The organism is Pseudoflavonifractor phocaeensis (assembly GCF_016901955.1).
Classification (GTDB): Bacteria; Bacillota; Clostridia; order Oscillospirales; family Oscillospiraceae; genus Flavonifractor; species Flavonifractor phocaeensis_A.
On record NZ_JACJLC010000022.1, the window covers coordinates 24,653 to 46,515 of the forward strand.

20 protein-coding genes and 1 other annotated feature are annotated in these 21,863 nt (G+C 63.6%); of the genes, 14 read left to right on the forward strand and 6 right to left on the reverse strand.

What is annotated here, in order from left to right; translation table 11 throughout:
- Positions 1 to 38: 38 nt before the first annotated feature.
- From H6B51_RS07105 to H6B51_RS07125, 5 genes are all read right to left on the reverse strand, one after another.
- Positions 39 to 989, reverse strand: a complete 951-nt coding sequence (locus H6B51_RS07105) for a uridine kinase family protein (RefSeq protein WP_207753873.1) — start codon at positions 987 to 989, stop codon at positions 39 to 41.
- Positions 986 to 2,473, reverse strand: a complete 1,488-nt coding sequence (gene hemZ / locus H6B51_RS07110) for a coproporphyrinogen dehydrogenase HemZ (RefSeq protein ID WP_204883017.1) — start codon at positions 2,471 to 2,473, stop codon at positions 986 to 988. The genes H6B51_RS07105 and hemZ overlap by 4 nt, the downstream gene beginning before the upstream one ends.
- Positions 2,474 to 2,512: 39 nt before the next feature.
- Complete coding sequence (locus H6B51_RS07115; protein ID WP_204883018.1) at positions 2,513 to 3,121, reverse strand: MBL fold metallo-hydrolase; 609 nt, start codon at positions 3,119 to 3,121, stop codon at positions 2,513 to 2,515.
- Between the two features lie 16 nt (positions 3,122 to 3,137).
- A complete protein-coding gene (gene dtd, locus H6B51_RS07120; protein WP_204883019.1) occupies positions 3,138 to 3,581 on the reverse strand; it encodes a D-aminoacyl-tRNA deacylase in 444 nt (147 codons plus the stop codon).
- A 106-nt stretch (positions 3,582 to 3,687) separates the two neighbouring features.
- Positions 3,688 to 4,755, reverse strand: a complete 1,068-nt coding sequence (locus H6B51_RS07125; protein WP_204883020.1) for an alanine racemase — start codon at positions 4,753 to 4,755, stop codon at positions 3,688 to 3,690.
- A 141-nt stretch (positions 4,756 to 4,896) separates the two neighbouring features.
- On the opposite strand from H6B51_RS07125, the gene miaB reads away from it, so the two are divergent.
- The 11 genes from miaB to ileS all read left to right on the forward strand — a co-directional run bounded on the left by miaB (position 4,897) and on the right by ileS (position 20,038).
- Positions 4,897 to 6,303 (forward strand): tRNA (N6-isopentenyl adenosine(37)-C2)-methylthiotransferase MiaB, encoded by a 1,407-nt coding sequence (gene miaB, locus H6B51_RS07130; protein WP_204883021.1) that lies wholly within the window; start codon positions 4,897 to 4,899, stop codon positions 6,301 to 6,303.
- 13 nt (positions 6,304 to 6,316) lie between these two features.
- Positions 6,317 to 6,817 (forward strand): transposase, encoded by a 501-nt coding sequence (locus H6B51_RS07135; protein ID WP_204883022.1) that lies wholly within the window; start codon positions 6,317 to 6,319, stop codon positions 6,815 to 6,817.
- Between the two features lie 15 nt (positions 6,818 to 6,832).
- Positions 6,833 to 9,427 carry a DNA mismatch repair protein MutS gene (gene mutS / locus H6B51_RS07140; RefSeq protein ID WP_204883023.1) on the forward strand — a complete coding sequence of 865 codons (2,595 nt, stop codon included), beginning with the start codon at positions 6,833 to 6,835 and terminating at the stop codon, positions 9,425 to 9,427.
- A gap of 81 nt (positions 9,428 to 9,508) precedes the next feature.
- A complete protein-coding gene (locus H6B51_RS18065; protein ID WP_204883024.1) occupies positions 9,509 to 10,216 on the forward strand; it encodes a CPBP family intramembrane glutamic endopeptidase in 708 nt (235 codons plus the stop codon).
- 148 nt (positions 10,217 to 10,364) lie between these two features.
- A complete protein-coding gene (gene mutL, locus H6B51_RS07150; protein ID WP_204883025.1) occupies positions 10,365 to 12,479 on the forward strand; it encodes a DNA mismatch repair endonuclease MutL in 2,115 nt (704 codons plus the stop codon).
- Between the two features lie 222 nt (positions 12,480 to 12,701).
- A complete protein-coding gene (gene hfq, locus H6B51_RS07155; protein ID WP_204883026.1) occupies positions 12,702 to 12,938 on the forward strand; it encodes an RNA chaperone Hfq in 237 nt (78 codons plus the stop codon).
- Positions 12,939 to 12,951: 13 nt separating this feature from the next.
- Positions 12,952 to 14,238: a biotin/lipoyl attachment domain-containing protein gene (locus tag H6B51_RS07160; RefSeq protein WP_204883027.1), complete on the forward strand. Its 1,287-nt coding sequence runs from the start codon at positions 12,952 to 12,954 to the stop codon at positions 14,236 to 14,238.
- Positions 14,239 to 14,288: 50 nt separating this feature from the next.
- Positions 14,289 to 14,996, forward strand: coding sequence for a YggS family pyridoxal phosphate-dependent enzyme (locus H6B51_RS07165; protein ID WP_204883028.1), 708 nt, complete (start codon positions 14,289 to 14,291; stop codon positions 14,994 to 14,996).
- Between the two features lie 22 nt (positions 14,997 to 15,018).
- Positions 15,019 to 15,531 (forward strand): cell division protein SepF, encoded by a 513-nt coding sequence (locus H6B51_RS07170; RefSeq protein ID WP_204883029.1) that lies wholly within the window; start codon positions 15,019 to 15,021, stop codon positions 15,529 to 15,531.
- 521 nt (positions 15,532 to 16,052) lie between these two features.
- Positions 16,053 to 16,784, forward strand: coding sequence for a DivIVA domain-containing protein (locus tag H6B51_RS07175; protein WP_204883030.1), 732 nt, complete (start codon positions 16,053 to 16,055; stop codon positions 16,782 to 16,784).
- 106 nt (positions 16,785 to 16,890) lie between these two features.
- Positions 16,891 to 17,109: a binding site (T-box leader), on the forward strand.
- A 133-nt stretch (positions 17,110 to 17,242) separates the two neighbouring features.
- Positions 17,243 to 20,038: an isoleucine--tRNA ligase gene (gene ileS / locus H6B51_RS07180; RefSeq protein ID WP_204883031.1), complete on the forward strand. Its 2,796-nt coding sequence runs from the start codon at positions 17,243 to 17,245 to the stop codon at positions 20,036 to 20,038.
- Between the two features lie 471 nt (positions 20,039 to 20,509).
- Here the strand turns inward: ileS and H6B51_RS07185 are convergent, their stop codons facing one another.
- A complete protein-coding gene (locus H6B51_RS07185) occupies positions 20,510 to 20,707 on the reverse strand; it encodes a hypothetical protein (protein ID WP_204883032.1) in 198 nt (65 codons plus the stop codon).
- Between the two features lie 190 nt (positions 20,708 to 20,897).
- On the opposite strand from H6B51_RS07185, the gene H6B51_RS18070 reads away from it, so the two are divergent.
- From H6B51_RS18070 to H6B51_RS18075, 3 genes are all read left to right on the forward strand, one after another.
- Entirely contained in the window at positions 20,898 to 21,029 is a 132-nt protein-coding gene (locus tag H6B51_RS18070; RefSeq protein WP_275967509.1) for a hypothetical protein, read from the forward strand.
- 233 nt (positions 21,030 to 21,262) lie between these two features.
- Positions 21,263 to 21,718 (forward strand): signal peptidase II, encoded by a 456-nt coding sequence (lspA, locus tag H6B51_RS07190; protein WP_204883033.1) that lies wholly within the window; start codon positions 21,263 to 21,265, stop codon positions 21,716 to 21,718.
- On the forward strand, positions 21,715 to 21,863 hold a 149-nt coding region (locus H6B51_RS18075; protein ID WP_275967511.1), incomplete at its 3' end, for a S4 domain-containing protein. The genes lspA and H6B51_RS18075, both read left to right, overlap by 4 nt.

Genomic DNA, 21,863 nt, shown 5'->3' on the forward strand with positions numbered 1-21,863 from the left:
ATCAGCCGCCCGCCGTGATCGGCCAGGATGCCGTCCCCTCAATAGCTATAGCTCCCCCCGCCGATGAACTCCCGGATCAGGGACTCGGGGGGCACCAGGTCCAGGTCCACCGGCTCAAAGTACCGGAATGCGTCCACCAGATCATGAAATTCCTGATGGCGGGGATTGTCCCGGGGGATCTGGTCCACCGCCTCCCCCAGGGCGGCGGCATAGTGGGCAAACACCGACGGCTCATAGGGCAGGGAGGAGTCGATGACGATATTCGCCCGGTTTTTAAAGGGAGAGATGTAGGTTTTTTCGCCCCGGCGCACATTATACCACATGAGCAGCGTTTCCAAAAGGTCTGTGCCCCGGAAATTATAATCCCGCACCGCCCGGCGGGAGATCCGCATCCAGGTGGCCTTGAACCGCATTTCCTCCCCCTCCAGCACGTTGGAGCGGGCGGAGATGTACAGGCCGGTGGCCTCGGGGTGGCGGCCGGCGATATCGTCGTTGAGGGCATGGATGCCCTCGAAAATGGCGATCTCGTTTTTGTCCAGCTTCAAAAAGGTGCCCCGGCTGTCGTTGCGCATCTGCCGGGCGAACTCATACTTGGGCACCACCACCCAATCCCCCCGGGACAGGCGGGTGAAGGTCTCGTCCAGCAGGTCCAGGTCCAGCAGCTTGGGGGACTCGTAGTCAATATCCCCCTCGGGGGTACGGGGGGCAGTCTTTCGGTTCAGGGTCTTGTAGTAATTGTCCATGGAGATGGTGTGGGAGTTCACCCCCCGGCGCTCCAGCTCCTGCTCCAGCTTCATGGCGGTAGTGGTCTTGCCCGAGCCGGAAGGGCCGGACAGCAGTACGATGGGACTGTCCTTCATCCGCGCCAGGATCTGGTCCACGGCGGCCTCGATCCGCCCCTGATAGGCGTGGTCACACCGGGCCAGGTAGCCCGCCGGATCGGTCCGCAGGCCGCGGTTGATGTCTTGCAGCTGATAGGGCACGGTCATTCCTCCTTACTGTGGGCCGTGAACAGAGCCACCTGCTCCTTTCCGGCGCAGACGGCGTCGATCTTGTCCAGATACTCCTTGGGGTACTTGGGGTTGGCGATGCGCACGATGCGTCCGGCCTTGTGATCCACCAGCTTGGTGATCCCCCCGCCGCCCAGGGACAGGATAGTGTGGAGCTCCTCCATCATGCAAATGTTGTACAGGTTTTCATAGCCCGGCAAACTCCAGCCCACGTTCTCAAAGGAGCCAGACATATACTTCTGCCGGTACAGGTAGTAGGGCCGCTGCCCCGCCTGCCGGAGGGCAGCCCAGGCATAGTCCAGCATAGCGGCCACCTCCTCTCCGGAGGGGATGGCAGCGTTTTCCTCCATCAGCCTGGAGCCCTTTTTCAGAGCCAGGGTGTGGACGGTGATGTTCTCCGGGCCCAGCTCCAGCACCTGGTCCAGGGAGGACCGGAAGCCGTCCACCGTATCGGCGGGCAGGCCGGCGATCAGATCCATGTTGACGCAGCCGATACCGCTGTCCCGGACCAGTTGATAAGCGGCCAGGATATCCGCCCCCCGGTGGGCCCGGCCCATGGCGGCCAGCACGTGGTCCTCCATGGACTGGGGGTTTACCGATACCCGGTCACATCCCCGCCGGGCCAGCACCGCCAGCTTTTCCCGGGTAATGGTGTCCGGCCGTCCGGCCTCCACGGTGTACTCGGTGCAGGCCGACAGATCCAGCTGATCGGCCAGCTCTCCCATGAGCCGGTCCAGCTGGGAGGCGGACAGGGTGGTGGGGGTGCCGCCTCCAAAGTAAATGGCGCGCACTTTCAGGCCGGTCTCCTCCAGCACCTTGCCGGTGGCCCGGATTTCCCGGGAAAGGGCCTCCAAAAAGGGTTCGATGAGCTTGAGGGCCCTGCCCACGTCGGCGGACACAAAGGAGCAGTAGGCGCACCGGGTGGGACAGAAGGGGATACCCACGTAAAGGGAAACCTCCCCCGGATGCAAAGCAGCCAGGGCGTCCAGACTGGCCTGGGCACAGTCCATGGCCAGCCGCCGCCGGAGAGGGGTGACGTGGTAGGTGTGCTGTAGCACCCGTTCTGCCTGGGCGGGGGTGGCCCCGGCCAGAATGGCCTTGGTGGGGATCTTCACAGGGCGCACCCCGGTGAGGGCCCCCCAGGGGGGCTCACTCCCTCGGGCGGCCACCCCGGCGTCGTAAAAAGCCAGCTTCAAAATCCGTTGGAGGGCCCGGTCGGTGGTGAGGGGATCGGTGAGCTCTTCCAGTTTACACCGGCGGCTGGCTTTGTATGCCTGTCCGCCGTAACACAGCTTTGCCGTGGCGGTGGCCCAGGCCCTCCCCCGGCTGAGAGACAGGGTGAGGGCGTCCTCCCCCGGCTCCGGCTCCTCCTCCGGATACTGGGGGCGCTGACCGGGGAAGAGGGTCAGTAACATTTGCTCGGTAGCGTATTTGTAATCGTGGCCGTTCAAGTACAGCTTCATAGCGGAAAATCCTTTCCGGGGAAATAAACGGGGACCGGCTTACTGCCCCAGGGCCTCCCGCATATAGTAGTTGCCCTGCCGCTCCTTTTCCAGGGTGGAGCCACCCATATGGCCGGGGAGCACCTTGTAGTCCCCCTCCAGCCGTCCCAGCCGGGCCAGGGAGGCCATGATGGTCTCATAGGACCCGCCGGGCAGGTCAGTGCGGCCCATGGAGCCCTGGAAGAGGGTGTCCCCGGTAAACAGGGCGTCCTCCACCTTCAGGGTAACCCCGCCGGGGGTGTGGCCGGGGGTGTGGAGCACCTCAATGGTAAGTTCGCCCAGGGCAAGGGTGTCTCCGTTCTTGTACAGGACAGGAGTACAGCCCAGGCCGGGGTACACCTGGTTACCCAGCAGGGCGGCGTCGTCGGGGTGGAGGTAGACAGGCACGTCGGGCAGGGCCCTGTGGAGCTCCGGCACCCCGCTGGTGTGGTCAAAGTGGGCGTGGGTCAGCAGGATCAGCTTGATCTCCACCCCATCCCCATGGGCCACGTCCAGAATACGGCCCGCCTCGTCGCCGGGGTCGATGACGGCTGCGGTGTTGGTGTGTTCGTCCTCCAGCAGATAACAGTTGGTACCGATGGGGCCCACCTGCAAAACTCGGATCCTCATAATTCGCACCTCTTTCTCACATGGTATCGGTGTCCAGCCAGATGGTCACCGGGCCGTCGTTCTGGCTGTACACCTGCATATCGGCCCCAAATTCGCCGTGCTGCACGTCAAAGCCCTTGGCGGTACATTCCGCCATGAATTTCTCGTACAGAGGGATGGCCACGTCCGGCTTGGCGGCTCCGGTGAAGCCGGGGCGGCGGGATTTGGTGTCGGCGTACAGGGTGAACTGGCTCACCACCAGCAGGGATCCCCCCACCGCCGCCAGGTTCAGGTTCATTTTTTCGTTCTCGTCTTCAAAGATCCGCAGGCCGCACACCTTGTCGGCCATCTTCACCGCCTGAGCCTCGGTGTCGGTGGGGGCCACCCCCAGCAGCACCAGAAAGCCCTGGCCGATCTCTCCGTTCACCTTGCCGTCAATGGTGACGGAGGCGTTTTTCACTCTGGTCACAACCGCTCGCATAAACAATAATTCCTTTCTTGTGGTGAGTTGCGGGATGGGTGTAGGGGCGACCTGTGGTCGCCCGCGGGCGGTCAAAGACCGCCCCTACGGAACACTGCCATACCGGCTACCGGTACTCCCGGACAAATCCCTTGGCAAAGATGGGGTCGATATCAAACACCGCCTTGTCCCCGGCGGCGCACTTCAGCTCGGTGACATCCACAATGGTCTCGATGGCCCCCACGCCGCCGATGACCCTGGCCTTCTGGCCGTTGATGCGGACCGTGATCTGCCGCTGGGCCAGCCACCGGCGCAGGGCGGCAAAAAAGCCTCCCGCCCAGGGTCTGGCCATGCCAAAGCCGTTCTGATAGCCCACCGGCAGCACCGCAACCCTGGTATCCTGCTTCACCGGCCCGGGGGTGTTGCCTCCCACGATGTGGCCTTTGGGCACCCAGCGGGTCTCCTCCACGGTCACCTCGCCGTAGCCCACCCGACGCAGGCCGTCCCCCCGCACCCGGCGGCACCGGCCCATGAGGACGGTCCCCGCCCGGACGCCGCCCAGCCGGGCGGCGGGGTGGTGCATGAGCACGTAAGACCCGGCGGCGTGGACGGTGCCCGTCTCAAATCCGGCGGCGTGGATCGCCGCCACCACCTGGTTGAACTCGGCCAGCTGGGCGGACAAGGCCCTGCCCTTCCGGCTTTTGGTATACAGTTGGGTACACACGCCAGACACGGCGATATTGGGCAAATTGCGGAAGGTGGACAACAGCTTTTCCGGTTCAGACGCCAGGAACCCTCCGAAGCCCATGCCGGTATCCACCTGGATGTGGGCTTCCGCCACGGTGGAGCGGGCCTCCGCCACTCCGTTGAGCGCCATGCCGCTGTCCTGGGAGCCCACAGTACAGATCACGTTCAGATCCAGCAGCTGTTCCAGTTCCTCCCGGTCCACGGTACAGCGGAGCATGAGGATCTCCTCCTCCACAAAGCCCGCCTTCCGCAGGGCGGCGGCCTCGGACACCTCGGACACAGCGAACCGGCCGATGCCCTGGGACCGCAGGGCCCGGGCCAGCTCCACGGTGCCGGCCCCCTGGCCGTCCCCGGTGAGCACACCGTAGATCACGGCCCCTCCGGCCCGCTCCTTCACCACTGAAATGTTGTTTTTCAGCGCGTCCCGCTCGATGACCAGCGTTTTCATGGCGCTCCCCGCCTTTCCGCCCGTTATTTTCCCATTATATACTGCCCCTTCTTTGCCGTCAATGAAAAGGGACGGGCCTTGTGTTTTCCCGGGAAAAGTGATATCATTTATCGTTGAAACACTATGTTTGGAGGAACCGCCTTGAACCGACAGACCACCAGGATCTCCCCCGCCGACGTGGAGCGCCAGCGGGAGTTCTGCCATAAGATCGCCGAGCGCAACGCCGCCCGGCCCACGCCCCCCCTGGCCTTTGTGGACACCTACGGCTGCCAGCAGAACGAGGCCGACTCGGAGCGCATCCGGGGCTATCTCCACGAGATGGGTTATGACTTTACCCAAAATGAGGCGGAGGCCGACGTCATCGTCATCAACACCTGCGCCATCCGGGAGCATGCCGAGATGCGGGTGCTGGGCAACGTGGGGGCCCTGGTCCACACCAAGCGGGCCAAACCCGGCCAGCTCATCTGTGTGTGCGGCTGCATGGCCCAGGAGCCCCACCGGGCCCAGAAGATCAAGGAGAGCTACCGCCAGGTGGACCTGGTGTTCGGGCCACACGCCCTGTGGCGGTTCCCCGAGCTCTTCCACCGGCTGGTCACCCGCCGGGGCCGTATTTTCGACATTGCCGACGAGCCCGGCTCCATTGCCGAGGGCATTCCCCTGGTCCGCCAGGAGGGAGTGAAGGCCTGGGTGTCCATTATGTACGGCTGCAACAACTTCTGCACCTACTGTATCGTGCCCTACGTCCGGGGCCGGGAGCGGTCCCGCCAGCCGGAGATCATTCTGGAGGAAATCCGGGGCCTGGTGGCCGAGGGGTACAAAGACATCACCCTGCTGGGCCAGAACGTCAACTCCTACGGCAAGGATTTGGACGAGCCTATGGATTTTGCCGACCTGCTGAAGGCGGCCTCGGAAATTGACGGGGACTTCCTGCTGCGCTTCATGACCAGTCACCCCAAGGACGCCTCCCAGAAGCTCTTTGACACCATGGCCGCCTCCCCCAAAATCGCCCCCTGCTTCCACCTGCCCTTCCAGGCGGGCAGCGACCGGGTGCTCAAGGCCATGAATCGGGTGTACGACCGGGCGGGCTACCTGGACAAGGTCCGCCGGCTGCGGGAGGCCATCCCCGACGTGGTCATCACCTCCGACGTGATCGTGGGATTTCCCGGGGAAACCGCTGAGGACTTTGAGCAGACCATGACCCTGCTGGACCAGGTGCGCTTTGACGCCCTGTTCACCTTTATCTACTCCCCCCGGGTGGGCACCCCCGCCGCCCAGATGGACGACCCCGTCTCCAAGGAGGAGAAGGCCGCCTGGTTCCAGCGGCTGGTGGAGCGGCAGGACCAGATCTCCGAGGAAAAGCACAAGGCCTATATCGGGAAAACCGTCCGCTGCCTGGTGGACGGCAAGGACGACAAGGGCCTCACCGCCCGCACCCCCGGCAACCGGCTGGTGCGGCTGACCGGAGCGGACGCCCTCATCGGGCAGTTCGTGGACGTGCACATCACCGGGGCCAACAAGTGGTCTTTGATGGGGGAGCCTGTGGCGTAAAAGAGGACACCCTATGCCCGACCATCCCACACGCAAAAGCCTCCACCTCAAAACCTGGGATTATTCCTCCGGAGGGACCTATTTCCTCACGTTTTGTACCACCAACCACCGCTGCCTGCTCTCTACCATTCGTAGGGGCGACCCTTGTGGTCGCCCGCTCCTGGACCTCACGCCCCTGGGCGAATGTGTATCCCAAGCCATTCGATATGTAATCAGACAGCACAAAATACAGTTGGAGCATTGGGTCATCATGCCCAACCACGTCCACCTGCTGCTGACGGTAAACCGGGCGACCACAAGGGTCGCCCCTACGCCGGTTGGCGGGGTGGTGGGCGCCATCAAATCCCGGGCCGTGGTTCTGGCCAAAGAACAGGGGCTGGACGCCGCCCGTCTCTGGCAGCGGGGCTACCACGACCACATTGTCCGGGAGGAAACCGATTTTCTTTGCATTTGGACCTATATCGACCAGAATCCCCAAAAATGGGAGCTGGACCGCTACTATACACCAACATAGAACAGGAGAAACACCATGCCGCCAGCCACCACCCCCATGATGCGACAATATTTGAAAATGAAGGAGCTCCACCCGGACTGCATCCTGTTTTTCCGTCTGGGGGATTTCTATGAGATGTTCAATGAGGACGCCAAGCTGGTGTCCTCTGAGCTGGACCTCACCCTCACCAGCCGGGACCGGGGCAAGCCGGAGGACCAGCGCACCCCCATGTGCGGCGTGCCCTATCACAGCGCGGACTCCTACATCGCCCGGCTCATCAACAAGGGCTACAAGGTGGCCATCTGTGAGCAGATGGAGGACCCGGCGGCGGCCAAGGGGCTGGTGGACCGGGACATCATCCGCATCATCACTCCCGGCACCGTCATGACCGACTCCATGCTGGAGGAGGGCCGCAACAACTATATCTGCGCCCTGTACGCCGACTCCGCCGGTTGGGGGCTGTGCTTCTGCGACATCTCCACCGGCCAGGTGGGGGCAGCCTCCTTCTCCGGGGTAGAGGAGGAGCACCTGTACAACGAGCTGGGCCGGTTTGCCCCCCGGGAGGCGGTGCTGTCCGATGGGGCCTACAGCGACCAGCAGCTGCTGGACTTCCTCACCCACCGGCTGAACTGCCGGTGCGAAAACGGGGGAGAGGCCCGGTTCCGGCCGGACGCCGCCCGGCAGGCGGCGGAGGACCAGTTTTCCGCCGGGCTGGAGCAGCTGCCCCAGGGGGACGACCACGCCCTCCAGGCGGTGGGTGGCCTGCTGTCCTACCTGTACGAGACCCAAAAGACCGACCTGTCCCACCTGTCCGTCCTGACCTGGTACGCCGGGGGGCAGTTCATGGAGCTGGACCTTACCGCCCGGCGGAACCTGGAGCTCACCGAGACCCTCCGGTCCCAGGAGAAAAAGGGCTCCCTGCTGTGGGTGCTGGACAAGACCCGCACCCCCATGGGCCGCCGGCTCATCCGCGCCTGGCTCCAGCGGCCCCTGCTGTCTCCGGTGGCCATCACCCGCCGGCTGGGTGCGGTGGAGGACCTGGTGACGGACTCCCTCACCCGGGACGAGGTGGTGAGCACCCTGCGGGCGGTCACCGATCTGGAGCGGCTCATCGGCCGCATCGTCTATGGCACTGCCGGTGGGCGGGATCTGGTGGCTCTGTCCGCCGGTCTGGGGAAGCTCCCCCGGCTGCGGGAGCTGCTCTCCCCCTGTTCCTCCGCCCTGCTGACCTCCCTCACCGGGGAGCTGGACGACCTGCCCGACCTGCGGGCCCTCATCAGCCGGGCCATCGTGGACGAGCCCCCCTTCTCCGTCCGGGAGGGCGGCTTCATCCGGCCGGGCTACGACGCCGAGGTGGACCGGCTGCGGGACATCCTCACCGGCGGCAAGGACCTGGTGGCGGGGGTGGAGGCCCGGGAAAAGGAGCGCACCGGCATCAAGAGCCTGAAGGTAGGCTACAACAAGGTATTCGGCTATTACATTGAGGTCTCCAAGTCCTATTATGACCAGGTGCCCGAGGACTACATCCGCAAGCAGACTCTGGTGAACTGCGAGCGCTACATCACCCAGGAGCTGAAGGACCTGGAGCACGAGATCCTTTCGGCCCAGGACAAGATCACCGCCCTGGAGTTCAACCTGTTCTGTGACCTGCGGGAAAAGGCCGCCGCCCTGGTTGGAGAGATCCAGCGTTCCGCCGCCGCTGTGGCCCAGGTGGACGTGCTGGCCTCCTTTGCCACCGTGGCCGCCGAAAACGGCTACTGCCGGCCGGAGGTAGATCTGTCCGACGCCATCGAAATCACCGAGGGCCGCCACCCGGTGGTGGAAAAGATGCTCAGGGACAGTCTCTTTGTCCCAAACGATACCCATATGGACGGCAGGGCCCACACCGTGGCCATCATCACCGGCCCCAACATGGCGGGCAAGTCCACCTATATGCGCCAGGTGACCCTCATTGTCCTGATGGCTCAGATGGGCTCCTTTGTCCCCGCCAGATCCGCCCGCATCGGGGTGGTGGACCGGGTGTTTACCCGGATCGGGGCCAGCGATGATCTGGCCGCCGGCCAGTCCACCTTTATGGTGGAGATGACCGAGGTGGCGGAGCTGCTGAAAAACGCCACCAGCAAGAGCCTGCTCATCCTGGACGAGATCGGCCGGGGCACCTCCACCTACGACGGTATGTCTATCGCCCGGGCGGTGCTGGAATACTGCGCCGACAAGAAAAAGCTGGGGGCCAAGACCCTTTTCGCCACCCACTACCACGAAATCACCGCCCTGGAGGGAGTCATCCCCGGGGTGGAGAACTACAACATCGCCGCCAAGAAGAAAAAGGACGACATCCTCTTTTTGCGGAAGATCGTCCGGGGGGGCGCCGACCAGAGCTACGGCATCGAGGTGGCCAAGCTGGCCGGGGTGCCCGATAAGGTCATCGCCCGGGCCAGGCAGATCCTGGCCGAGCTGGAGGCCGGGGGCATCCAGGCCCCCGGGCCGGTGGAAAAGCCGGCGGCGGACCAGGTCTCCCTGCTGGATATGGGGGGCAACGAGGTGGCCCGGCGGCTGCGGCTGGCGGATCTGAACACTCTCACCCCCATTGAGGCCATGAATTTGTTATTTGAGTTGAAAAAGCTGGTGTGAGGGGGCCGCCGGTCCCAATGGCCCAGCCAACCAGACTCCCTCACTGATCTTCTATTTTTCTCGCGCGAAGGAGGAACCTCCATGCCAACCCCGCAACGCCGCATCTGGCAGCCCCAGCTCAAACGGGCCGAGCTCTGCCGGGGGTGGGTGTTTTTTGCCCTGTACGTCTTTTTCTTTCCCTGGCTCATGGGCTGGGTACAGCGTTCCTATGAGGGCGAGTTCCCGGTAGCCCACGCCAACGTGGTATACTATCTGCTGATCGGCGTCCTTACCTTTCTGGTGCTGTGGTCCTTTCTGAAAAACGGGTTTATCCTGCTGCTGGACTGGTTGCCGGAAAATCTCTTCGCCTTCTTTACCGGCCTGGTAGGAGCGGTAGCCCTCCACAGCCTGACCATGCTCATCCCCCTGCCGGTGGAAAACCCCAATCTGTACAGCTATCCCCAGCAGTACCTGCTGGACCCGGCCTCCACCCTGCTGGTGCTGGTGGTGCTCATGCCCCTGGTGGAGGAGCCCCTGTTCCGGGGGCTGCTCTTCGGCACCGTCCGGCGCTATAGCCGGGTCCTGGCTTACGTGCTGTCCACTCTGATATACGCTTTGTACTGTGTGTGGCAGTTCGTGTTCGGCTATGGCGGGGTTGACCCCCGGTATCTGCTGGTGATGCTCCAGTATCTGCCCATGTCCCTGGCCCTCACCTGGTGCTACGACCGGGGGGGCTCCATCTGGAGCCCTATCTTCCTCCATATGGTCCTCAACGGGGTCCACCTTATGTTGGCCCTGGGCCGGTGGTAAGCCCCCCTGCTGTTTGGCCGGAAAACCTTCCCCCTCTGGGGGGAAGGTGGCTGGCCGAAGGCCAGACGGATGAGGGGGCGTCCCGTCAGACAAGCTCCAACGGGTGGGGACAGAGCCCCGCCCCTACACTTTGAAAGCAGGTGCTCCCATGCCCCATATCCAACAACTTGACCCCCACGTAGCCGACCTGATCGCCGCCGGCGAGGTGGTGGAGCGGCCCGCCTCCGTGGTGAAGGAGCTGATGGAAAACGCCATCGACGCCGGAGCGGACAAGCTGACGGTGGAGATCCAGCACGGGGGCATGACCCTCATCCGGGTCACCGACAACGGCTGCGGCATTGCCGCCGGGGAAGCGGAGACCGCCTTCCTCCGTCACGCCACCAGCAAGCTGCGCACCGAGTACGATCTGGAGGCCATCGGCACTCTGGGCTTCCGGGGGGAGGCCCTGGCCGCCATCTCCGCCGTCTCCCGCATCCAGTTGCTCACCCGCACCAACCGGGAGGAGCTGGGCACCGCTCTCTCCCTGGAGGGTGGGCTGGTGGTGGACCACGAGGAGGCCGGCTGTCCCCAGGGCACCACCATGGTGGTGAAGGACCTGTTCTACAATACCCCCGCCCGGCTGAAGTTTATGAAAAAGGACGCCTACGAGGGGGCGGCCTGCTTCGCCATGGCCCAGCGGGTGGCTCTGTCCCACCCGGAGGTCAGCGTGAAATTCCTCCGGGACGGCAGGCAGGAACTGCTCACCCCCGGAGACGGCCAGCTGAAGTCCGCCCTGTACGCCGTGCTGGGCCGGGACCTGGCCCTGGGCTTCACCCCGGTACGGGGCTCCGGAGAGGACATGAGCGTGTCCGGCTTCGTGTCCCTGCCCACCTGCTGCCGGGGCAGCCGGGGCTATCAGCACTTCTTCGTCAACGGGCGGTATGTGAAAAGCCGCACCATGATGGCCGCCCTGGAGGAGGCCTACGCCAACCAGAAGATGGTGGGCAAGTTTCCCGGCTGCGTCCTCCACCTCACCACCAGGCTCAACGCCGTGGACGTGAATGTCCACCCCACCAAGCAGGAGGTGAAGTTCGGCAGCGAGAAAAAGGTGTTTGACGCGGTGTATTACGCGGTCAAGTCCACTCTGGAGGCCGACCGCTCCCGGCCCGCCGCCCTGGGTGAGGAGCCCCCCCGGCGGGCGATCCGGCAGGCGGATACCGTCACCCCCAATCAGACCGCCTTCCGGACCATGACGGCAGAGCAGTTCCGCAAAGCGGCGGACAGGGGCGGCGGGTCGTTGCCCCTCCACGATTTTACCGCTCCAGGGGCCGGACGCCAGACGACTCAAGCCGCCCTGTTCCCGGAACGCGCCGGGCACACACTGTGCGCCCCTACGGAGGGGCCGGACAAGCCCGACCGATCCGAGCCCCTGCACCCACGGGCGGGTCTGAGACCCGCCCCCACGGAGGAGCAGCTCTCCGCTTCGCCCGTAGGGGCCGGACACCGTCCGGCCCAATCTCCCCCGCTCCCGGCGGACGGCGGGCGGCCACAGGCCGCCCCTACGGCGGGGCCGAACAAGCCCGACCAATCCGCCCCCCTGCACCCACGGGCGGGTCTGGGACCCGCCCCTACGGAGGGGCAGCCTTCCGTCTCGCCCGTAGAGGCCGGCGTCCCCGACGGCCCGTGCAACCCCGCCTCCGCCGATCCGGTCCCGGAGGAAATCCCCTGGCGACTGGCGGGAGAGGTGCTCAACACCTACATCATTGTAGAGCAGGGGGACAAGGTGCTCCTCATTGACAAGCACGCCGCCCATGAGCGGATGAACTTCGACCGGCTGAAGGCGGCGGGGTACCGGCCCATGGTCCAGACCCTGCTTACCCCGGTGGTGTTCACCCCCCCGGCGGAGGAGGGGGCCGCCCTGCTGGCCCGGCTCCCCCTGCTGGAGCGGTTCGGGTTTGAGGCGGAGGACTTCGGCGGCGGGGCCCTCATCGTCCGCACCGCCCCCGACGACGTGGCGGCGGGGGCCATCCCCGACCTGCTGCTGGAGCTGGCGGGTAAGCTGCTCACCTGCGGTACCGCCGATCCGGAGGCCGCCCGGGACGCCCTGCTCCACACCATGGCCTGCAAGGCGGCCATCAAGGGGGGGCAGAAAAACGGGGAGGCTGAGCTACGGAAGGTAGCGGAGGCCGTGATGGCCGGTACGGTCAAGTACTGCCCCCATGGCCGCCCGGTGGCGATAGAATTGACCCGCCAGCAGATTGAAAAGCGGTTCGGGAGAGCGTAAGGACGGGGCAGGGGGCAGCGGAATGGCGCGCCGGGGTCGTCGCGCCCCACAGGGCCGGACAATCACCGGCGGGCGGCCACAGGCCGCCCCTACAGATCTGAACCTCATCTCCCCTGCATAGGCTTGTCCCGGGAAATGTAATTCCTTCTCCGGGATTCGACCAAAGCCGCCCCGGATTTGGTATATATTGGATGCATCTCAGAGAAAAAGGAGTGCATCCGCATGCAAAAGACACCCAACCTGCAAGACCTCTTTCTGCTTCGGGCCCGGCGGACCCGGGCCAATGTTACCGCCTTTCTTATGAACGGCTACCAGCTCAAGGGCCAGATCGTGGGGTACGACGCCTTTGTAGTGGTACTTATGACAGGGGACAGGCAGCAGGTCATTTACAAGCACGCCATCTCCACCATCGTGCCCGAGCGGGCCATTTCTCTGGAGCGGGAGGAGCGTGCCGACTGACAAAGGAGAACCTATGAAACAAGGCAACCTGACCGCCCGTATCATCATGCTGCTGGTGCTGGCCGCTGTGCTCATCACCCTGGGAATGAGCGCCTGGAGTCAGTTCCGGGTCCTCTACCCCACGGTGGTGGCCTATTCCTATACGGTGGACGACAGCGTGGAGGCCACCGGCTTTGTGGTACGGGACGAGCTGGTGCTCACCGGCGTGGGGGGCACTGTGGAGATGCTGCCGGACGAGGGAGAAAAGGTGAGCCAGGGAGGCACCGTGGCCCTGCTCTACCAGAGCGAGGCTGGTATCTCCCAGCGGGAGACCCTGGAGCAGCTCAACCTGGAGAAGGAGCAGCTGGAGTACGCCCTGTCCACCCTGGGCGGCGGCGGAGGCGAGTCGGTCCAGCTCAGCAACCAGGTGGCAGACGCCATGGCCTCCCTCCGGGGGGCGGCGGCCTCCGGGGATCTGACCGGACTGGAGCGGCAGGCCCTGGAGCTGAAGAGCCTGATCTACAAGCGCAGCTATAACCTGGAGGATGGGACGGATACCGCCGCCACCCTCCAGGCCTCCCTGGACAGCGTCAACGCCCAGATCGAGGCCCTGACCCTCCAGGCCTCCCAGAGCACCAGCCGGGTCACCGCCCCCCAGCCGGGGACCTTCTCCGGCCTGGTGGACGGGTATGAGGCCGTGCTCACCCCGGCGTCCCTGGACACCATGACCCTGGCCCAGTTCCGCCAGCTGGAGAGACAAGCCTTGTCGGAAAACACCGCCGCCATCGGCAAGCTCATCACCGACTCCAGCTGGTACTTCGTCTGTCCCCTGACAGAGGAGGACGCCGGCCGGCTGGTGGAGGGCCGCACCATCACCGTCCGTTTCTCCCGGGACTGGTCCGGGGAGGTGGACATGACGGTGGAGCGGCTGGGCGCGGCGGAGGACGGCCAGGTGCTGGCGGTGCTGTCCACCGATAAGTTCCTGTCGGACACCACCCTCCTCCGCCGCCAGACAGTGGAGCTGGTCTTTGACTCGGTCAACGGCATCCGGGTGCCCAAGGAGGCCCTGCGGGTGGAGCAGAAAACGGTCACCGATGAGGAGACCGGAGAGGAGTCCACCGTGAGCATCACCTGCGTCTACGCCCTGGTGGGTCAGCAGGCTGAGCTCAAACAGGTGGAGGTGGTGGCAGAGGAGGAAAACTACCTCCTGGTCACCCCGGTCACCGGCACGGCCGCGTCCCAGTCTAAAAAAGCCCTGCGGTCGGGCGATCAGATCATTATTTCCTCCGGCGAGCTGTACGACGGCAAGGTCATCAACTGACCTGCCGTCCCAACCGCCTAGTCTGTGTGTATTTTTTGGAGGTGCTTTCCATGTCTCTGGCAGAGAATATTGCTCAGGTCAAAGCCAACATTGCCGCCGCCGCAAAAGAGGTGGGGCGGGATCCATCCGAAATCACCCTGGTGGCCGCCACCAAGGTCCAGACCTCGGACACCATCCGTCAGGCCATCGCCGCCGGCATCACCGTGTGCGGGGAAAACCGGGTGCAGGAGATGACCGCCCATCTGGACGACGACGCCTACGCCGGGGCCGCCCTCCACTTTATCGGTCACCTCCAGACCAACAAGGTACGCCAGGTGGTGGGCCGGGTGGACCTGATCGAGTCGGTGGGCTCCGCCCATCTGCTGGAGGCCATTCAGGCCCAGGCAGCCAAGCTGGACCTGGTGCAGGACATCCTGCTGGAGGTGAACATCGGGGACGAGGACTCCAAGAGCGGAGTTGCTCCGTCGGAGGTGCTGGAGCTGGCCAGAAAGGCCGCCGCCTGCCCCAATGTGCGTCTGCGGGGCCTGATGGCCATCCCCCCGGTGGCTGAGGGTCCTCAGGGCAACCGGCCATTTTTTGCAAAAATGCGCCAGCTTTATGTTGACATAAGCACCAAGATGTCGGATAATGATACCATCATTGACTGTCTTTCCATGGGAATGAGCGGCGATTATCAGGACGCCGTTCGGGAGGGCGCCACTTTGGTCCGGGTGGGCACCGCGCTGTTTGGCCCCCGCCCGCCCATCCATCATATTTGAAGTTGTGCAGGAGGTACCGATTATGGGATTGTTTGACGAACTGCGGCGGCTGGCCCGCCCCTACGAGGACGAGGCAGTAGAGGACGAGTACGAGGACGAGTTTGAGCCCGTCTCCCGCAGCGAGCGGATGGACCGCACCGGCGGCGACCGGATCGAGCGCAAGGCCGTCAAGAGCCAATCCACCCAGGAATCCACCGGCAGCTTCTATTCCGCCGACAGCGAGCGCCGCAGCAACAAGGTGGTCAACATCCACACCACCACCCAGCTCCAGGTGGTGCTGGTAAAGCCCGAGCGGTTTGAGAACGCCAGTGAGATCGCCGACCACCTGCGCGAGAAACGCACCGTGGTCCTCAATCTGGAATCCACCAACAAGGATATCGCCCGCCGCCTGCTGGATTTCCTGTCCGGCGTGGCCTACGCCAACGAGGGCAAGATCAAGAAGGTGGCCATCTCTACTTACATCATCACGCCCTACAACGTAGATATCCTGGGCGATCTCATCGACGAGCTGGAGAACAACGGCCTGTATTTCTAACATGGCCACCGGGCCCCGCCGCAGGCGGGGCGGCGGTTACGCCGTTCAAGCGTTTTTGCGCAGCAAAAACCTTGATGCCGGGCGAATTCACTTCGCCCGCGCAGATATAAAACCGGGGCCCCCGCACGATGCACAGCATCGGGTGGGGCGGACATCCTGGGCGATCTCATCGACGAACTGGAAAACAACGGGCTGTATTTCTAAAAGTACGTTCAGAAGAGCACCGTCCACGTTGTTTCGCCGGGAGTCCGGCGTCCCAAGCGTTTTGGCGGAGCCAAAACCTTGATGCCGGGCGAATTCACTTCGCCCGTGCAGATCAAATCCCGGGGTCCCCGCACGATGCCCGGCATCGGGTGGGGCGGACATTCTGGGCGATCTCATCGACGAACTGGAGAACAACGGGCTGTATTTCTGACGGCAACCGGGGCGTCGGGGATGCCGCCCCCTACACGACGTAGGGGCGGGCCTCCCGGACCGCCCGTCATACTGGAAAAGATATATACAAATCGGGGGAATAACATATGCTGACACCGCAGGAAGTCTCTGAACACGCCTTTACCAAGGCATTCAACGGATACAACATGACAATGGTGGACGAATTTCTGGATATCCTGACGGCGGACTATACCTCCCTCTACAAGGAAAACGCCACCCTGAAGGCCAAGATGAAGGTGTTGGTGGACAAGGTGGAGGAGTACCGCTCCACCGAGGACGCCATGCGCAAGGCCCTGATGACCGCCCAGAAGATGGCCGACGACATGGTGGCCGAGGCCGAGAGCAAGCGGGATCAGCTGATGCAGAACGCCGAGGCCGACGCCAAATCCCGTATGGCCCAGCTCCAGCAGTCCGTCCGGGACGAGGAGCTGCGCCTGGCCGCCGCCCAGCAGGCCACCGCTTCCTACGTGGACAAGCTGAAGGAGCTCTATCAGCACGAGATGGACTATCTCACCGGCCTGTCCAAGCTGACCGCGCCCGCCGTCCCCGTCTCCGCCGACCCGGTGGGGGATACCGCCCGGGCCATCGAGGAGAACGTGGAAAAGCTGATCCAGTCCGAGGAGGCCGAGAACGCCCCCGCCCAGCCCTCGGAAGAGTCCTCCAGCCTGTATGCCGAGCTGATGGAGCTGAGCAACAAGAGTGAGCCCGAGCCCCAGCCGAAGCCCCAGCCCGCGGAAGAGGATCCGGTGCTGTCCGAGCCCACCCGGCGTATTGATTTCTCCAACCTCCAGTTTGGGAAGGATTACGAAATCCGCTGACCTGGGAAGGATTACGAAATCCGCTGACCCCCCTTGACAGGAGCCTTTGGAACAGGTAAGATACTGGGAGACGCCGGAACCGGCGTCTCCCAGTGTTTTTCATACGCAAAATGCTGTGACGGGGACGAGTAGCCATCCCACCCCTGCCCAGAGAGCCGCCGATCGGTGCGAGGCGGTCAGGGCGGCTGGCGAAGATCACCCCGGAGCGGCCCGCTGAACCCACAGTAGGCGGGCACGGCTGGCCCCGTTACCGGCTATTGAGGGGTCCCGGTCTGCCCGGGACAACGAGAGTGGTACCGCAGAGGTGTGCGCCTTTGTCTCTTGGGAGACAGGGGCGCTTTTTGTTTGTTCTGTTTTACCACGCCCCCTCATCCGGCCCTGTGGGCCACCTTCCCCTTGAGGGGGAAGGTCTATCCCATCGTTTTCTATTGATTTCAAAATAAAAAGGAGAACCACCCATGGATTACAACCAGACCGTCCACCTGCCCCAGACCGACTTCCCCATGCGGGCTGGACTGCCCAAACGGGAGCCGGACATGCTCCAGGAGATGTACGACCACGACCTGTACAACAAAATGGTCAAGCGCAACGAGGGCAAGCCCAGCTATGTCCTCCATGACGGCCCCCCCTACGCCAACGGCAACATCCACATCGGCACCGCCCTGAACAAGATCCTCAAGGACATCATCGTCAAGCACAAGAACATGACCGGCCACTACGCCCCCTATGTGCCCGGCTGGGACACCCACGGCCTGCCCATCGAGTCCGCCGTTCTGAAGGACAAGAAGGTACGCCGGGACGAGATGACCACCGCTCAGTTCCGCACCAAGTGCCGGGAATACGCCGAGGGCTATATTGCCAAGATGACCGAGCAGTTCAAGCGCCTGGGCGTGCTGGGCGAGTGGGACAACCCCTATATCACCCTGCTGCCTGAGTTCGAGGCCAGGCAGATCGAGGTCTTTGGCAAAATGGCCGAGAAGGGCCTGATCTACAAGGGCATGAAGCCGGTGTACTGGTGCCCCGCCGACCAGACCGCCCTGGCCGAGGCCGAGATCGAGTACGCCGACGACCCCTGTACCACCATCTTTGTCAAGTTCCCCGTCCGGGACGACAAGGGCAAGCTGGGCCAGTACACCGACCTGTCCAAGACCTACTTCGTGATCTGGACCACCACCCCCTGGACCATCCCCGGCAACTTTGCCATCTGCCTCAACGCCGAGTTCGACTACGTGCTGCTCCAGGTGCCTAACGGCGACGTGTACGTGCTGGCCAAGGATCTGGCGGAGAGCGTGTGCAAGGCCGCCCACATCGACTATGAGGCCTGCAAGGTGCTGGCCGAGCTGAAGGGCTCTGAGTTTGAGCTGATGACCGCCACCCACCCCCTGTTCGACCGGGAGTCCGTCATCCTCAACGGCGAGCATGTCACCCTGGACGCCGGCTCCGGCTGCGTCCACACCGCCCCCGGCTTCGGCGCCGAGGACTTCCAGATCTGCCAGCAGTACGACAAGGCCGGCCTGACCAACATCGGGGTGCCCGTGCCCGTCAACGCCAAGGGCGTTATGACCGACAGCCGCTACAACGGCCAGTTCTACGCCAAGGGCAACGACATGGTGGTGGAGGACCTGGAGAAGGAAGGCTTCCTGGTGGCCAAGGAGAACATCACCCACTCCTACCCCCACTGCTGGCGCTGCAAGAACCCCATCATCTACCGTGCCACCGAGCAGTGGTTCTGCTCCGTGGACGCCATCAAGGACACCGCCGTCAAGGCCTGCGACGACATCCAGTGGCACCCCGGCTGGGGCAAGGAGCGGATGATCTCCATGATCTCCGAGCGCTCCGACTGGTGCATCAGCCGTCAGCGCGTGTGGGGCGTGCCCATCCCCATCTTCTACTGCGACGACTGCGGCGCCGACATCGTCACCCCCGAGACCATCGCCCATGTGGCCGCTCTCTTCCGGGAGCACGGCTCCAACGTGTGGTTCGACCGTGAGCCCAAGGACCTGCTGCCCGAGGGCTTCGTGTGCCCCAAGTGCGGCAAGGCCCACTTCTCCAAGGAGTCCGACATCATGGACGTGTGGTTCGACTCCGGCTCCACCTGGGCCGCCGTGGCTGCCGAGCGTCCCTACCTGAAGTATCCCGCCGACCTGTACCTGGAGGGCGGCGACCAGTACCGCGGCTGGTTCCAGTCCTCCATGCTGACCTCCATCGCCGTCAACGGCGTGGCTCCCTACCACCAGATCGCCACCCACGGCTGGACCGTGGACGGCGAGGGCAAGGCCATGCACAAGTCCCTGGGCAACGCCGTCTCTCCCGACGAGGTCATCAAGGAGTACGGCGCCGACATGCTCCGGCTGTGGGTGGCCTCCGCCGACTATACCCAGGACATGCGCATTTCCAAGGACATTATGAAGCAGCTCTCCCAGGCCTACCTGAAGATCCGCAACACCGCCCGCTACATGCTGGGCAACCTGTGCGACTTTGATCCCGATACCAACCTGGTGCCGGTGGAGGAGCTGATGGATCTGGACCGGTTCGCCCTGTCCTCCTTCAACGAGCTGGTGAAGGCCGCCCGGGTCGCCTATGACAAGTACGAGTTCCACGGCGTCTATCGCGCTGTGTACAACTTCTGCGTGGTGGATATGTCCAACTTCTACCTGGACATCATCAAGGACCGCCTGTACTGCGGCGGCGAGGAAGAGCGCCGCTCCGCCCAGACCGCCCTGTACCACATCCTGGACGGCATGACCCGGCTCATCGCCCCCATCCTGGCCTTCACCTCCGACGAGATCTGGCACGCCATGCGCCACGCCAAGGGCGTGGACGCCGAGAGCGTGCTGCTCAACGACATGCCCGCCGACAACGCCGCCTTCACCTTGGACGAGGCCGCCCAGGAGCGCTGGAACAGGCTGGTCAGCCTGCGGGACGCTGTCAACAAGGCCCTGGAGAACGCCCGCAGCGCCGGCGTGTTCAAGAAGGCCCAGGACACCGAGGTCACCATCTCCGTGTCCGCTGAGGACGCCGCCGCCCTGGCCGCCGAGGATCTGGCTACCCTGTGCATCGTCTCCAAGGTCACCGTCACCACTGAGACCGTAGAGGGCGAGAAGAACGAGGATTGTCTCATCCCCTGCACCATCGCCGTCAAGCTGTCCGAGGCCCCCAAGTGCCCCCGCTGCTGGAACCACAACGAGCACATCGGCACCGACGGCCATCATGCCGAGCTGTGCCCCCGCTGCGCCGCCGTTGTCGGGGAATAACCCATATTGTCAAAAAAGGACGCCGCAGTTGCGGCGTCCTTTTTTGATTGCGCGTGAGGATTTCGTGGGGGCACCTGGGGGCGCCCGTCGTAACGGGATGGGAAACGGTACGCCGGGCCCCCTCATCCGTCTGGCCTGCGGCCAGCCACCTTCCCCCCTGAGGGAGGAAGGTTACGGCCGCCTCCTGCGGACGAGCGGCGGGGCCGTTACGAAGTAAGGCCCTGCCGCCGGTAACCTTGCGGCAGAACAGCCTGGGGAAGATTCCAAAGAGGGGGAACCGCGGTTCCCTCTCTTTGGTCGTTTTAAGGGGTGGATCATTAAGGCGGGGGAAATCGAAATCCCCCGCCTTAATTGGCCTTTGCCCACTTTCGGCCAGTCGAAAGTGGGCCGCCGGAGGCATGACCACCTCCGGGACACCCCTCCGTAACGTATTTGCTCCACGAACCGGCGGGCGGATATGGGCATCCGGCCCTACGGATGCGTCACACCGGTTTTTTCCTTTGGAATGGGGCCGTGTTCTCCCTCAAACGTTCGGATTTGAACCACCAGCAGCTGGCGCACATAGGCGGACAGGCTGCGGCAGGACTGTCTGGCCAGCCAGGCGGATTTTTCTTTTATTTCCGGGGAAACCTGAATGGAAATGGTGCAGGTGTTCTGTTTTTGTGCCATACCATCCACTCCTTTTGTATCTATATCATATCATTTAGATACAAATAGTCAATATCTTTTTGTATCTATTAGAACTATTGTGCGGGTAATTGACACAAGATATGATGAAAGCATCTATTAGAGTCATTAGGAGTGACGGTTTATGTCTGTTCAGTCCAATCCATATCCGCTGCGCCTGGAAAAACCGCACATGGATAAAATTCGTGCGCTTGCCAAAGAGGGCAGACGCTCCATCAACATGCAGCTGTGCATCGCCGTGGAGTCCTATCTGGAACAATATGAAAAAGAGCATGGGGAGATCCCCGTCCCCGGAGAGGATTGACCCTCCGGGGGCCTACTTTCGTCTGGCCGAAAGTAGGCAAAGGCCAGTCGGGAAGGGGGGATTTCGATTTCCCCCCTTCCCGACACCCATCCCCCTTGAAACGACCAATCAGGGGGGCCTGCGGGCCCCCCTATTGGATGTACCCCCCGGGGAACGGCCGCCCTTCGGGGCTTGCCCAATGGACCGGGTCGTGGTAGAATAAAGGGGACTTTGTGAAAAAGGAGCCCTACCCTATGCTCTACGTCATCCTCGCCGCCGTCCTGGTGGGGCTGGACCAGCTGGTCAAGGTGCTGGTGCGTCTCAACATCCCCGAGGGCGGTAGCGTCCCCTTTCTGCCTCACGTGCTCCAGCTCACCTTCTGGAAGAACACCGGGGCGGCCTTCTCCATCCTCACCGAACACACCTGGATTTTAGCTCTGGTGTCGGCGGCGGCCTCCATACTGCTGCTGGTCCTGCTGCTGAAGCGGGTATTCCCCCACCCCTTTGCCATGGTCTCCCTGGCGGTGGTGCTGGCCGGGGCGGTGGGCAACCTCATCGACCGGGTTTTCCTGGGCTACGTCACCGATATGTTCCAAACCCTGTTTATGAGCTTCCCCATCTTCAACGTGGCCGATATCTGCATCGTTTGCGGCGGCATCGCCTTCTGCGTCTACTTCCTGCTCTTCCAGGGCAAGGAGGAAAAAGCATGACCCCCCTGCACCTCACCGCCGACCGGGCGGGGGAGCGGGCCGACCAGTTTCTGGCCCGGATGCTGCCCGAGCTCACCCGCTCGGCGGCCCAGAAGCTGCTGGAGGAGGGGGCGGTGACCAAGGACGGCCTGCCGGTGAAAAAAAA

Coding starts and splice junctions, on each gene's coding strand:
- H6B51_RS07105 (WP_207753873.1), bottom strand. CDS start 989: ATGACCGTGCCCTATCAGCTGCAAGACATCAACCGCGGCCTGCGGACC.
- hemZ (WP_204883017.1), bottom strand. CDS start 2,473: ATGAAGCTGTACTTGAACGGCCACGATTACAAATACGCTACCGAGCAA.
- H6B51_RS07115 (WP_204883018.1), bottom strand. CDS start 3,121: ATGAGGATCCGAGTTTTGCAGGTGGGCCCCATCGGTACCAACTGTTAT.
- dtd (WP_204883019.1), bottom strand. CDS start 3,581: ATGCGAGCGGTTGTGACCAGAGTGAAAAACGCCTCCGTCACCATTGAC.
- H6B51_RS07125 (WP_204883020.1), bottom strand. CDS start 4,755: ATGAAAACGCTGGTCATCGAGCGGGACGCGCTGAAAAACAACATTTCA.
- H6B51_RS07135 (WP_204883022.1), top strand. CDS start 6,317: ATGCCCGACCATCCCACACGCAAAAGCCTCCACCTCAAAACCTGGGAT.
- mutS (WP_204883023.1), top strand. CDS start 6,833: ATGCCGCCAGCCACCACCCCCATGATGCGACAATATTTGAAAATGAAG.
- H6B51_RS18065 (WP_204883024.1), top strand. CDS start 9,509: ATGCCAACCCCGCAACGCCGCATCTGGCAGCCCCAGCTCAAACGGGCC.
- mutL (WP_204883025.1), top strand. CDS start 10,365: ATGCCCCATATCCAACAACTTGACCCCCACGTAGCCGACCTGATCGCC.
- hfq (WP_204883026.1), top strand. CDS start 12,702: ATGCAAAAGACACCCAACCTGCAAGACCTCTTTCTGCTTCGGGCCCGG.
- H6B51_RS07160 (WP_204883027.1), top strand. CDS start 12,952: ATGAAACAAGGCAACCTGACCGCCCGTATCATCATGCTGCTGGTGCTG.
- H6B51_RS07165 (WP_204883028.1), top strand. CDS start 14,289: ATGTCTCTGGCAGAGAATATTGCTCAGGTCAAAGCCAACATTGCCGCC.
- H6B51_RS07170 (WP_204883029.1), top strand. CDS start 15,019: ATGGGATTGTTTGACGAACTGCGGCGGCTGGCCCGCCCCTACGAGGAC.
- H6B51_RS07175 (WP_204883030.1), top strand. CDS start 16,053: ATGCTGACACCGCAGGAAGTCTCTGAACACGCCTTTACCAAGGCATTC.
- ileS (WP_204883031.1), top strand. CDS start 17,243: ATGGATTACAACCAGACCGTCCACCTGCCCCAGACCGACTTCCCCATG.
- H6B51_RS07185 (WP_204883032.1), bottom strand. CDS start 20,707: ATGGCACAAAAACAGAACACCTGCACCATTTCCATTCAGGTTTCCCCG.
- H6B51_RS18070 (WP_275967509.1), top strand. CDS start 20,898: ATGGATAAAATTCGTGCGCTTGCCAAAGAGGGCAGACGCTCCATCAAC.
- lspA (WP_204883033.1), top strand. CDS start 21,263: ATGCTCTACGTCATCCTCGCCGCCGTCCTGGTGGGGCTGGACCAGCTG.